The organism is Brasilonema bromeliae SPC951 (genome assembly GCF_012912135.1).
GTDB lineage: Bacteria > Cyanobacteriota > Cyanobacteriia > Cyanobacteriales > Nostocaceae > Brasilonema > Brasilonema bromeliae.
Map to the genome: position 1 here is coordinate 12,040 of NZ_QMEB01000020.1, position 15,946 is coordinate 27,985.

Genomic DNA, 15,946 nt, shown 5'->3' on the forward strand with positions numbered 1-15,946 from the left:
TAATATTTTAGATGGCGCTTCCCTTCAGAATGGTCAAATTGCAGGAATAGCTGGTCGTGACCTGAAGGTAAATCAAATATTGTTAACCTTCCTCAGTAGTCAATTGCGTTGCTTCTTGACCACTCATCTGGGCAAAATGCTCCATCAGCATTCGATGAATGAAGATGTAGCCGCCCCCCACTTTTTGTAGGAAGATGAGATCAGTAGCATAGTCAAGAAAGCGAACATAATTCCAAGGAATGTTGCCCTTGCGCCAAAGGAGAAAACGTAAAGTAAAGTGACGGATACAAGCCTGTCCGCCTCCACTGACTAGTCCAATAAATGCTCCAAAACTGAGTGCATTAAGTACTAAAAGGAACAAATTAAATTTTTTTGCCATCAAATAAATTGGTCCGTGAATTACTCCGAACACCGGAGTAACAATTATTCCAATAAACATGGCACTGCTAGCCGATTTCCAAATCCCCTGATTTGGCTCTATTTTCGTTTCAATTTCTGGACCTTGCATACCCTCTGTCCAATGAACAAACAACCCTGTAAACATTCCTGGGAATAATCCATCGTTCAAACCTTCAAGTATTCGCCTTTCGGTTGGGACTGAATTCGATTCATTTTTAGAAAAATCTGCATACAAATTTTCGTCAAGGTATAGCAAACCATAACTCAAACTTACAATAATGCCAAATATAATACTTTTATTTTTACCAAAACGGGCAAGTAGCCCAAGTATTATACCTATCAAATAACCCAAAGCTGCCCGAACAAATAAAGTTTCAGGCTTATCATTTTGAATGAACTTCTGCGGATCTTCAATGAAGTAAAAGTAAACGCTATATATCAGTGAAAAAATCAGACCACTTATTCCAGAATAGTGTCCTAAAAATCCGGTAATAAAGCCAATAATAGGTCCTACTATTAGACCAATAATTATACCAATAACCCAAGCAAATTCCGGGTTAGATGGTTTAATTAATGAAGGTTGAGTCCAAACATACAAGCCAGATAAGGTTGCACAATAAGCTCCATAAATTAGACTATATAAAAACGATTGACACAAAATATTTTTCGTCGTCATTAAAGCTTTTGAAACTGTTAATATTCTTATCAATTGAAAAGGTGACTTGATAGTTTCAAAGGTCTTTATTTCCTTTTGATTAAATCCAAAAATCCATAATCCAATAAAGATAGATTTGATTATTCTCTCTAAAACAAGATGATGTATTTGCTCCCCAGTAGAAATAATACTAATGTTTTGAGGTATGTAGTTCGTGAACAGAAATATAAAAAATGTTGCTATTATAAAAGTTATTACATTACCCCATTGGTATTTTCTTCGTTGATTAGAAGGCAACCAACTAGGTTGCATATGCTCAATTAGAAATATTGATTGAGAAGTTCGATTAAGTTCTTGAGCTAACCACGAAAGATAGTGTTTTACTTTGGCTTTTGGATACTTCTTTTCCACTCCCTTTCGTCTAAACATCCTTTCGATATAGGCATCAAGTAGATGTTTGCGGCGTTCTTCTATCGAGCCGTAATTTGGATACTTCTTTTCCACTTCCTTTCGTCTAAACATCCGTTCGATATAGGCATCAAATAGACGTTTGCGGCGTTCTTCTATCGAGCCGTAATGGGGTAACTCTTCAGCAGGTATACCTCTATATGCCAACGCTATAACACTAAGCGTTAGAGGTGACTTGGCTAACTCATGTAAGGCTTCATCTTCTTGAAGTAACGTCTTCACTCCTTCTAATTGACCACCTGCCCTATCTAAGTATTGCTTAATTTGTTCTTGGGTCAGCGATTTAAGGCATACAGCAGATTGAACTTGCAATCGAGAAGATAAAGCTTCATAGTCTCGGATGCGACTACTGATGACTATCTGTGTTAGACCATGAGATTTTCTAAATTCATTGACAGCTTGAACACAGGCTTCTCGACGATTTGCTTTGACCTCATCTAGCCCGTCCAACAGTAAAATCAAATCTTGGTTCTCAATCCATTTTTTACTAAGTGCTTTGGGAACTAAGTATTTGCTATCTAGTTCCTGAACTAGCCAATCTCCAATGCTTTGCCGTTCACTTGCCCAAGACGATAAGTTAAGAACTACTGGAATAAATTGACCTACATTTTTTTCAGCTTGAGTAATCAAATCCTGGGCGATCCTTAAGAGTATTGTCGTTTTTCCAGAACCGGGTTCTCCCAAAATCAGTAAAGTTTCTCCCTCTTCTGTTTCTTTAAAGAGATGGATTGCACTTGTTTTCTCAGATAAAGGCTGCGAATGTTCTTCAGGAAACTCATCAGTATTAGTAATACGACCTGGCACTACGTCGGGTCTGGCTTCTAGTTGAAGTTCAATTAGCGCTTTGGAATGAAGTGACTTTTTTAAATAATCTGTAATCCAGATTTTCTTAATGTTTCTTAGCAGAGCTTGACGTTGCCGATATTCATACCTCGTGAGAAATTTTGGCTTTATAACTGCTTTAGACCCATCGATCCGGTCATAAATACTTAAATTAACCACGCTTCCTTGAATCTGAGTGACATTCAGATCTTGTCCTGCAATGCCTCCAAGTTGAGAGTCCTTAATCGAACTACCATCAGAGACATTGAGATGCTGTTGAGGATTAAAGGGAGATGATTCATTCATATATTATCCTGTGTGAACAAAAATTTTACTCTTACCCCTAACCTATTTACTTAGTACCACACAGTCTCTGTTCTAAATTCTGTAATCGAAGTAAAAAGATTATATTATAACTTACGCATTGACAAAATTTTGATTATGTGGTTATACCATAGTAGGCATAAATCACCTCAATAAAGTCGGGGTTATTACCTTGTGAGGACATAAGCCCTCCTTCTACTTCTTATTTAGGTGTAAGTGAAATCAACTTATGCACGCTGCGGAAGATGAACGTGAATTGTAGATAAGTAGTCGGACAAAATTAAATTCATTCGTTCAGGCAGGAGACAGGAGACAGGAGACAGGAGACAGTTCAGTTAAGGTAATGGTAGGTTGGGGAGCGTAAGCTCCAGGAGGGTTTCCCGACCTAGGCAAGTCTGGCGTTTAAGCGTAGCGCAACCCAACAATAAACGTTTTGTGTTGGGTTTCCTGACGTCAAACGCCACGCGCCTCAAGCCGGGGAACCCGTCCACGGCAGTCGCTCATGGGGGGAACCCCCAAGACCGCGCTGCCTCACCCCGGTACTGTCCTCCCCAACCTACGCAGTTTAAGGGTTTTGGCTCTAACTGAACCGTATTGGATTAAAGGATAGCGATCGCTCAATACTGTTCGGTAGGAGAAATCCTGCTTTTAGCTTTGATCGCGGACCAGAAAGTACGGGGTTTTCAGCATTTTTCTTATAAACTCACTTCAATTGCGGTTACAATAAGTGGTATCATAATTTGGTTACAAAAGCTGCTATGGAACGCGAAGCTGTAACAATCCGTTTTCCATCTGATCTACTTGCTAAAGCCAGAAGTCTCAAGGAAGGCAATGAATCTCTAAACGATTTAGTCGTTGAAGCTGTAGAGCAGGAGGTGCGACGTCGGAGGGGTTGGGCAGCCCATCAACGGATTATTGCTCGCAGCGAGGCAGTGAAAGCGAAAACTGGTATACAATCAGCCTCTACAGAGTTGATCCGTAGCCTCAGAGAGAGCGAGGATCGATGTGACTAGAGTCTTGTGCCTTGATACCAGCGTTTGGATACCTTACCTTGTACCAGAGACTTATCAGCTTCAAGCTAGAACCTTAGTCACAGAGGCATTAAGTCTTAACTTGCGCTTGGTGGCCCCAGCATTTACTTGGGCAGAGGTAGGATCTGTGCTGCGAAAGAAAACTCGGATGAAAGTCATCACAACAGAGGAAGCACAGGGTTTTTTTCAAGACTTCTGCGAACTTCCCATTGATTACATAGAAGAGGAAGTCATTCGGGTGAAAGCTTGGGAAATTGCAGAGCAATATGTCTTACCTACTTTATATGATGCAGCATTTCTCGCTTGCGCTGAGAGTGTTTCTGCCGAGTTTTGGACGGCTGACGTCACACTTATCAGACAACTCACACCCCAACCCACCTACCTCAGAGAACTTTGTTGAAATTTAGTGCAAAGACGCAAAGAAATAATTCTTTGCGTTTTTGCGTGTTTGCATTTTTGTAAAGACTAAACTTTCATATCCAATGTACGCACCAAAAAAGCCCACTTATCTGCAATTTCCTCAATGATCTTTGCTGTAGGCTTACCAGCACCATGTCCCGCTTTTGTCTCAATTCTAATCAGTACTGGCGCATCACCATTGTGAGTAGCTTGCAAAGCAGCAGCAAATTTGAAACTATGGGCGGGAACAACGCGATCGTCATGATCGGCTGTGGTAATCATTGTTGCTGGGTATGCTGTACCTGATTTAAGCTTGTGCAATGGCGAATAAGCATACAGTGTTTTGAAATCTTCTTGATTGTCTGGCGAGCCATATTCAGAAGTCCATGCCCAACCAATAGTAAATTTATGGAAGCGCAACATATCCATAACACCCACAGCAGGTAAAGCAGCACCGAATAAATCGGGACGCTGAGTTATGCAAGCGCCAACTAATAATCCCCCGTTACTTCCACCGCCAATTGCTAACTTAGCAGGCTTTGTATAATTATTGGCAATCAGCCACTCAGCAGCAGCGATAAAGTCATCAAACACATTTTGCTTTTTCGACTTCATACCCGCCTGATGCCATTCTTCCCCATACTCACCGCCACCGCGTAAGTTAGCCAGAGCGTAAACACCACCCATTTCCATCCATACTAAATTACTGACAGAAAAGTTGGGACTTAGAGAGATATTGAAACCACCATAACCGTAGAGATATGTTGGATTATTGCCATCTAATTTAATCCCTTTTTTATAAGTAAGAAACATTGGCACTTTTGTACCATCATTGCTTTTATAAAAAACTTGCTTTGTCTCGTAATCTTCAGGGTTAAAAGCTACTTTTGGCTGACGGAAAACTGTGCTCTTTCCGCTTACCATGTCGTAGCGATAGACGGTTCCTGGTGTGGTAAAGCTGGTGAAACTATAGAAAGTTTCGGTATCATGTCGCTTGCCATGAAAGCCACCGGCTGAACCGAGTCCTGGTAATTTAACCTCACGTATGAATTTGCCTTTTAGGTCAAAAATTTTAATTTGGGTATGGGCATCTTGAAGATAATCAGCAACAAACTGGTTATTAATTGTACTAACGCTTTCTAAAGTTTCTGTCGCCTGGGGGATGATTTCTTTCCAGTTTTGTCGCGCCGGATTTTTAGTATCAATAGCAATGACTCGTCCTCTTGGCGCGTTGAAATCAGTGCGGAAATAGAAGATGTGATCGTCATTGTCGATAAAACCGAAACTAGACTCAAATTCCTGAATCAGTTCTACAACTTTCGCTTTCGGATTCGTCAAATCTTTGTAGAAAACTAGATTTCTGGGGTCAGTTCCTTGCCATACAGAAATAATAAGGTAACGTCCATCTTCTGTGACATCACCGTTAAATCCCCATTCTTTCTGGTCGAGACGGTTGTAAATCAGTAAGTCTTCTGATTGCGGTGTTCCCAGTTTATGGTAGTAAAGCTTTTGGTAATAATTGACATCTTCTAATTTGGTTTTTTCGTTTGGTTCATCATAGCGACTGTAGAAAAATCCTTTACTATCATTTGTCCAGGATGCGCCAGAGAATTTAATCCACTTCAAGTGGTCTTTGAGGTCAATACCTGTTTCAATATCCCTAACTTTCCATTCTTGCCAGTCAGAACCAGCAGTGGATAGACCGTATGCTAAAAAATTACCATCTTCACTGATAACTGTTCCTGAAAGAGCAACAGTACCATCTTCTGAAAGTGTATTTGGGTCAAGTAAAACTTTTGATTCAGCGTCGAGGGAAGTTAAGGTGTATAAAACAGACTGGTTTTGCAGTCCGTTATTTTTAAAGTAAAAGTAACGCTTACCCTCTTTGAAAGGAAGACTATATTTTTCGTAATCCCATAATTTGGTAAGACGCTGCTTAATTTTTTCTCTTGCAGGAATTTCCTGAAGATAGCCAAAAGTCACTTTATTTTGTGCTTCTACCCAAGCCTTTGTTTCTACTGAGTCAGGATTTTCTAAGGGACGGTAAGGGTCTGCGACTGAAGTACCGTGGTAATCATCAACTTGATTGTTTTTGGGGCTAACTGGATAGCTCAAGTGTTTTTTTTCAGACATATTTCGGTGTGAAGAGGGTACTTTTACATAGTGTAGGGGTTGCTCCTTAGTTATGCCATTTTGTATTGATGAATGCCAGTCAGTATAAGTTTTGGCAATTGCAATATCAGGAGCTAACAACCACCTACATATAATAATAGTTGTGAGTAAGATGAATAAAAATCGCTGTAGAGTTTTCATCAGTCAACAAGTTTTTCGCCTTTGAGCATCCGGGATGCGGCTTCTAGTAAGACTTCCTCAAGATATGGTTTGGTGAAGTAACCACTTGCACCTAGTTTCATTGCCATTTGTCTGTGTTTCTGTGCACCCCGTGAGGTGAGCATAGCAATAGGCAAATGCTTGAGGTTAGGGTCTTTCTGGATGCGAGAGAGCAACTCCAAGCCATCGCAGCGAGGCATTTCAATGTCACAAAATACAATATTACAAGGTAGATCGGAACGCAGTTTATCCCAGGCTTCTTGACCATCACGCGCCTGTTCTACGCGATAACCTGCTTTACTAAATGTGAGTGATAGCAATTCCCGTACTGTAATTGAGTCGTCCACAATCAGCACTGTGGGGTTTATTTTCCCTGCAGTCGTTTCTTGTACGGTGGGAGTTTGCTGCTGTTCCCAAAGACTCGAACTACGATATTTGGAGGCTCGTCCTTGGAAGATGTCAATGATTTCGATCACATCCGCAATGGGCATAATACGACCATCACCCAGGATAGTTGCACCAGCAACACCAATAGGTTTGGGAAATGGCCCTTCAAATTGCTTAATTACGATTTCTTGCTCGTTAAGCACTTGATCGACCTGTAGGGCAAGAAAGACATTTGCCGATCGCACGACAACAACACAAATCATGTCGTCATCCCGATGACCACCATAAATACTACCCCGACTAAGTTGACGATTAATAGTTAAAATTTCTTTGAGCGGTTGGAATGGTAGGAGTGTGTTACGCCAAGGAATGTATTTCTGCCCATCAGAACCTTGTTGGATATTTTTTACAGGAACATCTAGGGTATCTTCCACACCATCCATTGGGAAAGCAATGCGCGCTTTATCAGATATACAGCAAAGGGCTTTGCAAATACTCAGAGTCAGGGGTAGACGAATGGTGAAGGTTGTTCCCCCGCCGAGAGTGGAATTAATATTAATTTTCCCTCGCATTTCGCTTATTCTAGCCAGAACAACATCCAAACCGATACCACGACCTGCTAATTCATCTTCTTTTTCTTTGGTACTAAAACCTGGTTGGAACAGTAAATCGTAAACATGATGTTGAGATAAGCTTTTAGCTTGTTCTGGCGTTATTATGCCAATCTTAATTGCTTTTGCCTTCACCGCTTCTATGTCAATACCTGCGCCATCATCACTGATAGAAATGACGGTTTGATTACCTTGATGGAATGCGCGGACAGTAATGACTCCCACAGGTGGCTTACCAATCGCTTGTCGTATGTCTGGTGTTTCGATACCGTGGGCGATCGCATTGTTCAGTAAATGAGTCAGCGGGGTTTTAAGATGTTCTAAAATCACTTTGTCTATCAAGGTTTCTCGACCTTCGATAACGAGTTGCGCTTGTTTACCACACTTGATAGCGCTTTCGCGCACTCCTCGTTCTAAAGGAGTGGTTACTTCCGCAAATGGTTCCATTCGCGATCGCATTATCCCGGATTGAAGCTGGTTAGTCACCTGTCGGAACTGTCGCGCGACTCGTTCTGTATCTTCTGTTACAAAATCAATATCACTGGCTGCCTCACGCACCCGCACAATCAGTTCAATCATTTCCTGCGACAGGGTATGAAAAGGAGTAAACTGATCCATTTCCAATTCAGTCAAACCCCTGTCTATATCTTTATTGTGATCTTCGCGGTGATTTCTGCGGTTCGGGTTAACAGATGCATCTAATAGCGATCGTTCGTATAATTCCTCCATTCTCGCCCCGACATTACTCAACTGCTGCATCTGATGCAGCAAGTTATCTAAAAACTGTCGCAGACGTTGTTGGTCTTGTTCCAATGTGTTGCGATTAACAACTAATTCTCCTACTAAATTACTCAGATCATCCAGATGCTTAACTGGAACTTTTATTAGTTGTTCAAATTTTGTCGTGCGATAGACAAAGGGACGAGGAGGCAAATCTTTCTTGCCTCTATCTGATGTTACCTGGTTTGCTGCTACACCCAATAATTTTTCTTGGGCGGTTCTTTCTTCTGGTCTGAGTTCAGCATTGACTTCTGATACAACTTCCTGGTTGAGTAACTCATTTAACTCAGTCAATTCGTCATTCAAGAAGATATCAATTTCTTGAGTCAATTCCTCCTCTGAAGAAACGGCTTCTGTTAGGAACAAATTTTCCTTGAAATCAAATGCTGAATATAGCTCTAAAGAATGCTCGCCATCCAAATCTGTTGGTGAGATAGTTTCTGCTTCTGTGTGTCTCATCCCTGACTGTTCTTGTGAACACTCATTGACCATCAAATTAATATCTTGAGGCTGTTGTGTAAACAACGAATTGTTAAGTAAGTCTTGCTTATTGTCAGTTTCTAAAGGCAGAATTGTAAATTCTGGACTGAATTCTACAGCTTCTGGCTGTTGCGAAAACACACTCTTTTCTGTCTTAGACGCTACGCGATAGTAAGATGTACTTTGGGGTTCTATAGTCGTGTCAAGAGAAGAAGTGTTTATGAGATTTGATGTTAAATCTTGAAACCAATCATCATCCGTCTCTGATGAGAATAATAGATTAAATTCTTGTTCATCAATTGGAAAATTTAGTTCCAAATCTTCAAAACTCAAACTGTCTAAACTAGAGTTCCCCGACTGAGCAACATTATCAAAAAAGTCCTCAGCAGCGGTTGTCAACAAAATTTCTTCTAAAGTTGCTACATCCTGTTGATGGGCTGGAGAAAATTTGTCCTTTTCTCCCTTTAATTCCAGTTCCCAAATTTTGTTTAAATCTTCTGTTTCAAACTGTGCATTCAACAAATCACCAAATGTTGAGTTGTTTGCAGACAAGGCTATAGTCTTGTCTTCCTCTGTCTCAATAAATAGCTCTTCTAAAGTCAATATTTCGTCTTTATGTGATATTTTTTTTGATTTTATGGACTTTGGATAATCAATTTCCTCCATTAGTTTGGCTTTCGTCGATAAGGAAAAATCATGATAGCTAATTTCTTGGTTTTTGGAAAGCTCGACATTGACTATAGTCTCTGTTTGTATTTGATTTCTTTCGCCTGTGGGTAAGGCTTGATTTTCATCTAGTAACAATTCTAATAAACTAGTGACTTGATCTTGTCTTTTTTCGCCAGCATCAAACAACTGCTCTACTGATGCCAATGTATCGATACTTAATTCTCTCGTTAAGCCACTCGTTTTATGAAGGGCTGATTCTAACTTATCTTCTAATAAATCATCAGATAACGCCAGAGTAAATTCTTCGGTTTCTGCTGCTTTCTGCTGAGTACTAATCGTGTCTTCATCAATTAAAATTTCATTCTTGTTATCAGTCTCTTCCGTATTGGCATTGCTCACATCTCTTTTTAATGTTGCCTCAGGGTTAATATCTAGAATTTCTTCTTGCTCCCACATTCCCTCTAAGTCGGGACTTTCACCTTCAAAAAAATCAGCCAGGGTATTTAAGTTAGCTATTCTGACTTCTTGGTTATTCGTATCTGTCGTATGGGTGAGAGCAGCGTGTTCATTGCTATTAAATTGTTCGCAAAGTTCAGATAAACTAGTAATTCTGTCTTGTCGGTCAATGTCCAAAACTGTTGTAGAAGTTGCATCACTTATTGTTTGTGGAATTTTTTTACCTGTTCCCAAATTAATGGTGCTAGAAGATGTAACTGGTGGCAATTCTAATCCTTCTGTTGGGCTATCTGACTCATCTGCCAGAATCAGGGGAATTTCTAACAATTCAATTGTTTCTTCTACTCTGACGAGTGCTTGTAGTTGCTGACTAATTGTTATTTCCGCTTCTCTAAGAGCAATAACTAATTCTAAAGCTTGTTTAATATCTGTAATAATGGTTTTAGCTAGAGTGAGATAGGTATTTTGTGAAAATGCGATCGCACTTGCTGCTGTTCGACACAAACCACACCAGTTAGACCAATTCAATTCTTCACCAAGTTCAGCTAACTTGTCACAACACTTCACAAGGCTTTGTCGCGTTTGCGATGTTGCAGTTTGTTTAAACAGTTGCAACATTTCCCGTAATATTTGGATAACTTCACTTTGTACAGTTTGTAGGTTCTGCCAACTCTCACTTGTTTGTGCTACGGTTTGTGGCGAAGTTGCAGGAGAAGCTTTTGCTAAGATACTTGTATTTTTTGTGATATTATTGCGATTTTGTTCTATTAGTAAGTTTAAATGTTCTTGCAACCATTTGAAGACAGGTTCAGTTTCTGACATTAAGGTCTGTGCCATTTCATCAGTAAGACCATAAGGTTCAGTGCAACTTTCTAACAGCGCTTTTAAGGTATCAGATACACCAAGAAACAAAGATTCTAATTTTTGGTCAACTTGAATTGGATGCTCTTTGAGAACCTTAAAATAGTCTTCCAAACGGTGAGCTGTGTGTTGAATGCTACTCAGACCAAGCATTGCTGCTCCTCCTTTTATAGAGTGAGCCGCCCGAAAAACTTCGTTAATCATTTCTGGGTTATCAAGGGTACTCTGTAGATTCAGCAACCCCTTTTCTATCGTATCTAGGTGGTCTTTTGCTTCCTCAATGAAGTAACCCAAAATGCGCTGTTGTTGTTCTGGCAGCATAGTTTTTAATCATTAAGTCATTGGTCAAGAGTGAAAACTCAATAGTCTATAATCTATAGTCAAAAGTCAATACTTATACTTTGAACTATAGACTATTGACTAATTACCTTGTATTTTCAGAGATTTCGACTTGGAAACGTTCAACGGAGGCGATCAGCTCACCAGATACACTGACCAAACTATGTAAAGCACCAGAGACTCGTTGTGCTTCTCGTGAAGTGTCTTGCGCTGTTAATTCCACAGATTGCATAACTTCAGCCACACCACGGAAGGTTTTGGTCTGTTCAACAGTGTCCGAGGTAATCCCGCGCACTAAAATATCGATGCGCTTGGCGACTTGAATAATGTTTTCTAGCGATCGCTTGGCTTCCTCTGCCAACTTCGTACCATTAATGACCTGTTGTATACCTTCCTCCATCGCAATCATTACAGAGCCTGTTTCGCTCTGAATCTGCATGACTATTTGTTCTATTTCTTTTAATGACTTAGCTGATTTATCTGCTAACTGGCGCACTTCATCCGCTACAATTGCAAAACCTCGTCCGGCTTCTCCCGCGCGTGCCGCTTCAATACTAGCATTGAGTGCTAACAAATTCGTCCGAGAAGCAATTTGCGAAATCAACGCCACAATCTTGGAAATTTCTTGAGAAGACTCTGCCAGTCGCTTCACTTTCCGGGTTGTGTGCGCCACGGTTTCCCGAATTTCTAAAATCCCTGCCAAAGTATTATCTACTGCTTCTCCACCTAGGAGAGCAATATTGCTAGCATCATGGGTAACAGCTTCTGCTTCGCGTGCTGCTTGTGCGACACGTTGAATGGAGTCAGTCATAACTTGTACAGAATTCAGCGTCACCGCCAATTTTTGCGCTTGTCGTAAAGCATCACGAGATAAGGCTCTCGCAAAGGTTTCGGAATTAGTTGCCCCTCTGGTTACTTCCTGCGCTGCGATTTTCACCTGTTGTACAAGATCCCGTATGTTTTGAATTGTGAAGTTAAAAGCATCAGCGATCGCTCCAAGTACGTCGGCGGTTACCTCGGCTTGCACTGTCAAATCTCCTCTGGCAGCTCCTTCTACATCGTCTAACAGGTGAATCACTTGGCGTTGCAGGCTTTCTCTAGCTTCCTCTTGTTCTTGAGCTTTACGTGTCGCTTCATTAGTAGTCGTCAATATAACACGAGTCATTTGGTTAAAGCTAGCTGCCAGCTGCCCAAATTCATCTTTTGAATACACGGTGGCTTGGACATGAAAGTTTCCTTCGCGCACAGCATCAAATTGACTTTGTAAATTTTTAGCAGTGCGGCAAATTTGCCTGTGGCTGAGACTCCCCATAATACCTGCGGTAGCAAACCCAGCAATTCCAGATGCCAAAGTCATTACCCTACCTGTGTTTTGCACCAACTCCCGTTGTTCGAGTGGTAACAACTTAGCATAAACAAAGCTGACTCCAGCAACAACCAGGGCTGAAACAACACCCACTGTACCAGCAACAATCCATTGCTTAGTTTGTAGAGAGGCATTTTCTAATGGAGCAAGAAAACCTTGCTTGACAGAGACTTGAGGTTTTCTACTGCACAGATCAGCCCCGATCAAAACTGGGACTGCTTGTTGGGAACCAGTGGTTATAAATAGCTCCGAATCGCGATGATTCGTAAGGGTACTACGCGAAGCCCAATCGTCCGTTTGGGGCGGGAGAAAACCGCTATCGTCTCTGGGGGTAGTATCTGAAGTGAAATCGTGATTTTGCTGAGTGGGTGTAGTCTCTACTTTACTGCGTCGTGAAGTGTTGTTTTCCACAGATATCTTCAACGTCTGTGGCTCCTCAAAGCGAGAATCTTCTGTCAAGTCAAATCTCGGAATATACCCTGAGTCGTCAAATTTATCAAAGTCGTCTAAACACTTCTTTTTGTTACCCTTGCAAGTATTTGTGTTCTCTGCTTTCGCTTCTTCATCATTGACATTAGATAGTTGCCATACCTGTTGTTGAATAAATGTAGAAGGGGCTTTGCTAAAATTTTCTTTTGAATTGAACGTTGTATCAGATACAGTACTATCGTCTATTGATAGATCAAATGGACTGCTAACAGGTAGCTCTTCCATATAGTCTACAGCTTTTTGATCCTCATCCAAGGAAGTCAAATGAAAGCTACTACTGTTACTGTTAAAGTCTTGATCATCTGCCAGATTTTCTAATTGTTGTTTTATCACTGTTTGAGATTCAGAAGAATCAGAAAAATTCTTATATTTTTGACCAGATTTTTCAATATCTTGAGCGTCTAGTTTGCGTTGATATTGTTTTATGTTGTCAATGCCATTGCGGGCAAGGCTGATAATTTCTTGATCGTCAGTAAATTTTAAAACCTTTTGGTATTCTATTTTTGCCACATCACACTGCTGCAAAACATAATAGATATGACCCCGCAGCAAGGATATATTAGGGTCATATGGTAAATGTTGCACCAGTTGATCAATCAGAGTGGCTGCTTGTTTGTAGTTTCCTTGCACGTAAGCTTTATGAGCCTGATGATAGATATGCTCGTACTCTTTTATACTCACTACCTTTTTCTGCCTCCATTTCATCCTGCCCCTATAAGTCCAAAGCGTGCTCGTTCACCCTTGGCATACCGAAATTGCGAGGGTGAGCAGCGCGTTCCCAGAGTTGTCTGTTGCTCGAATTTTCTCCGATGAGAACTTAGGAGGATGTCTCCTCAACGGCGATTTTTCTAGTTTTTACCCAACAACCGCGCACTTCGTAAAATTGCTTTGTGATCAAGCAGCCTTAGACACTGATTTTTTTTATTTTCTAATATCCATTCTCCTTGCAAAAAGGGAGCCATTGTATCTGATACGCTCTTTAACACTGTCAGATGCTTTTTGTCAAGCCAGTCCATACCGCCGATTTCTTCAACTGCTAAACCGACTATTGTGTCTTGCTCTTCTATAGCAATCACAGGAATCTCCGAACGATTCGTATTTAAAGTGGTTCCTTGTCCTAGAAATTGACCCAAATCAACCACCCAAATGACTCGACCTCGTAGATTTAGAGCACCCAAAAGCAAACCAGAAGTATTAGGAATTGGGGTAATTCTATCAGGACTTAGTTCAATGACCTCTCGAATATCGGTTGCTAGTAGTGCAAACTCCTGATGCAAGGGAATATAAAATCTTAGACATAACTCTGCTTCTGGACTTTTTACTTGTAATTCAGAACCGGAGTGGTCTTGTCCACCTCCTCCTAAAAAGTCCGGTTGAGTGATCATTTTGTGTTTATCCTTATCCTCGCAGTAGCTGTTTGACTGTTCCCACCAACTCAGTTGGTTGAAAGGGTTTAGCTATATAGGCATCGGCTCCTTGTTTGATACCCCAGTAGAGATCAACTTCTTCACCTTTAGAAGAACATATCACCACCGGAAGATTTTGGGTTTTAGGATTAGATTTTAAGCGACGACAAACTTCATAGCCATTCATCCGAGGCATGACTATATCCAAAACGACTAAATCGGGACAAGCAGTTTGAATGGCTTCCAATGCTTCTATTCCATCACTGGCATGGGTCACTGTTAAGCCACTCGCTTTCAATAGGTCTGTAATCATCTCTCTCTGTGTAACACTGTCTTCCACTATCAGAACTGTACTCATATGACGCCCATATACCTCCTGATGTAGACGTTTGTGGTTAGAACATTTGCTGATTTTCCTAACTGTCTTTACTGTATAAAAGAATTCTATCCCAAGCTGCCGAGAGTACCCCATCCGAATCGAAATGCGACTTAAGTAATAACAAGGGAAAACAAAATGTTAGCAATTATACGGCTGACAGACAAGTCTGTCAGTATAAAATAGAAATAGGTGACAAATTATAACGAGTATCTGTTGTGTGTCATACAGTATAGACCTAACATGTAACATCCATATTTGTATGTGATTCAAACGATAACCGCTATTTTTTATATTAGTCATTAATGATACATAACTTATGGACGATAAAATTGAAGTATTTCAGCCGTGGGATAAAAACAAGAAAAATCGGACAACCTACCCCTACACCCCTATACCCTTACAGAGTTACATCCCTTTTGGTGACTGATATTACCATGCGCCACGTCACTGCGTAGGTAGCTGTTCACTAAATTTAAGGTTTTGCTCACAATAGGAGTCTTAAGTACACAATAAGGAATAACAGTGTGCTGTATTTAGCAGAAGTACAAAAGCAGAAAGGCGGTTTACTTGGTGGTGGCAAAACTGAACTAAAACTACTGGCTTGTCAACGAAGTGACCAAAGTTGGAGTACAGTTTCTGAAGAAGTGGTTTTTGCTGAGGAAGCTAGCAAATTCAGTGATGGAGTCCTCGTATTGGTTGAAATGAATCCGAACCGTAAAGTACAACGGATTCAGGAGGCGGGGCGTCCTTTGGTGAATATTTTGCAGAATTTTTCCCGTCAGGTGGAAAAATTTAAGCTTAGAGAAGAAGAAATTAACCAGTGGAAGCAGTCTCTGACGTTTCAAGCGCAAGAGTTAAATCGGCGTGAAATGGATATGGAAGAGCGTTTGGAACAACTGCAACAAATGGAGGATGAATTTCAGCGCTTGGAGGCGCAACAACAACAAGTAGAAGCTTCCCGCCAGGAAATTGAAAAGTTGCAAACGGAGATTTCGCGCAACCGTAAAGAACTCCAAGGAGCATGGGAGCATTTGCGGAGTGAGCAGCGTCGCTTGGAGGAGTACAAAGCACAGTGTTCCCACTCTGCTGTGTTGGATCATCAGCAAAATCCAGTACTAAACGAGTTACTTGCTCAAGTGTCTACTAGCGTTACTCTCACACAAACAGTACGCGAATATCTCAATCATGCCCTGAAAGTCCTCGAAACGCAGCAGGAAGTTTTAAACCCACACTGGCAACAGTTACAACAGTATACAACTACAGTTCATCAACAGCAGGAGATTGAATAAAGAAG

General features: G+C 40.9%; 8 protein-coding genes and 1 pseudogene. 3 read left to right on the forward strand and 6 right to left on the reverse strand.

Translation table 11 applies throughout. The features are described from left to right. Positions 1-82: 82 nt before the first annotated feature. A complete protein-coding gene (locus DP116_RS04475; RefSeq protein ID WP_169154028.1) occupies positions 83-2,650 on the reverse strand; it encodes an NACHT domain-containing protein in 2,568 nt (855 codons plus the stop codon). 776 nt (positions 2,651-3,426) lie between these two features. On the opposite strand from DP116_RS04475, the gene DP116_RS04480 reads away from it, so the two are divergent. Together DP116_RS04480 and DP116_RS04485 are read left to right on the forward strand one after the other, a co-directional pair. Further along, positions 3,427-3,681 (forward strand): YlcI/YnfO family protein, encoded by a 255-nt coding sequence (locus tag DP116_RS04480; RefSeq protein WP_169154045.1) that lies wholly within the window; start codon positions 3,427-3,429, stop codon positions 3,679-3,681. Beyond that, positions 3,674-4,099, forward strand: a complete 426-nt coding sequence (locus tag DP116_RS04485) for a PIN domain-containing protein (protein ID WP_169154029.1) — start codon at positions 3,674-3,676, stop codon at positions 4,097-4,099. Before DP116_RS04480 ends, DP116_RS04485 begins: the two co-directional genes overlap by 8 nt. A gap of 65 nt (positions 4,100-4,164) precedes the next feature. On the opposite strand, the gene DP116_RS04490 is transcribed toward DP116_RS04485, so the two are convergent. The 5 genes from DP116_RS04490 to DP116_RS04510 all read right to left on the reverse strand — a co-directional run bounded on the left by DP116_RS04490 (position 4,165) and on the right by DP116_RS04510 (position 14,631). Further along, entirely contained in the window at positions 4,165-6,231 is a 2,067-nt protein-coding gene (locus DP116_RS04490) for a prolyl oligopeptidase family serine peptidase (protein WP_169154030.1), read from the reverse strand. A 179-nt stretch (positions 6,232-6,410) separates the two neighbouring features. Continuing rightward, on the reverse strand, positions 6,411-10,994 hold the full coding sequence (locus tag DP116_RS04495) for a hybrid sensor histidine kinase/response regulator (RefSeq protein WP_169154031.1): 4,584 nt from the start codon (positions 10,992-10,994) through the stop codon (positions 6,411-6,413). Positions 10,995-11,097: 103 nt separating this feature from the next. Next, complete coding sequence (locus DP116_RS04500; protein WP_339381617.1) at positions 11,098-13,548, reverse strand: methyl-accepting chemotaxis protein; 2,451 nt, start codon at positions 13,546-13,548, stop codon at positions 11,098-11,100. Between the two features lie 167 nt (positions 13,549-13,715). Further along, positions 13,716-14,252, reverse strand: a complete 537-nt coding sequence (locus tag DP116_RS04505; protein ID WP_169154033.1) for a chemotaxis protein CheW — start codon at positions 14,250-14,252, stop codon at positions 13,716-13,718. Positions 14,253-14,265: 13 nt separating this feature from the next. Then, complete coding sequence (locus DP116_RS04510) at positions 14,266-14,631, reverse strand: response regulator transcription factor (protein WP_169154034.1); 366 nt, start codon at positions 14,629-14,631, stop codon at positions 14,266-14,268. 545 nt (positions 14,632-15,176) lie between these two features. On the opposite strand from DP116_RS04510, the pseudogene hmpF reads away from it, so the two are divergent. Next, positions 15,177-15,932 (forward strand): annotated as a pseudogene (hmpF, locus tag DP116_RS04515) (pilus motility taxis protein HmpF); the annotation flags it as partial. Between the last annotated feature and the right edge of the window lie 14 nt (positions 15,933-15,946).

Excerpts from the sequence above, each read along its gene's own strand:
- DP116_RS04475 (WP_169154028.1), bottom strand. The coding sequence starts at position 2,650 with ATGAATGAATCATCTCCCTTTAATCCTCAACAGCATCTCAATGTCTCT.
- DP116_RS04480 (WP_169154045.1), top strand. The coding sequence starts at position 3,427 with ATGGAACGCGAAGCTGTAACAATCCGTTTTCCATCTGATCTACTTGCT.
- DP116_RS04490 (WP_169154030.1), bottom strand. The coding sequence starts at position 6,231 with ATGTCTGAAAAAAAACACTTGAGCTATCCAGTTAGCCCCAAAAACAAT.
- DP116_RS04495 (WP_169154031.1), bottom strand. The coding sequence starts at position 10,994 with ATGCTGCCAGAACAACAACAGCGCATTTTGGGTTACTTCATTGAGGAA.
- DP116_RS04505 (WP_169154033.1), bottom strand. The coding sequence starts at position 14,252 with ATGATCACTCAACCGGACTTTTTAGGAGGAGGTGGACAAGACCACTCC.
- DP116_RS04510 (WP_169154034.1), bottom strand. The coding sequence starts at position 14,631 with ATGAGTACAGTTCTGATAGTGGAAGACAGTGTTACACAGAGAGAGATG.